General features: G+C 59.3%; 1 protein-coding gene. It reads right to left on the bottom strand.

All coding sequences use genetic code 11. The features are described 5' to 3' along the window. Positions 1-221: hypothetical protein (locus tag H6A20_RS13350; RefSeq protein WP_204907560.1), on the bottom strand; the 221-nt coding region annotated here is incomplete at both ends.

Here is a 221-nt window from a genome sequence, read left to right as displayed (position 1 = left end):
CTGTCGGGGTGGTCGGGTCAGTCGGCCCAGCCGGATCGGTGGGATCTGTTGGAGTAGTGGGGTCAGTTGGGTCGGTGGGGTCGGTCGGCTTTTCGCTGGTTTCAAACGGCGTGTTAGAACCAAGGATTGCGTACTGGCTCAAATGGTCGGTTTCAAACACGAGGAAGTCTCCTTCCACCACCGCGTCAAAGCGTTCCAATGGGTCGCCCAGATACACCGCC

It is taken from the genome of Mordavella massiliensis (assembly GCF_016901695.1).
Lineage (GTDB): Bacteria > Bacillota > Clostridia > Lachnospirales > Lachnospiraceae > Claveliimonas > Claveliimonas massiliensis_A.
The sequence above is the reverse complement of the archived record's forward strand: the minus strand, read 5'-3'. Positions and strand labels throughout refer to the sequence as shown.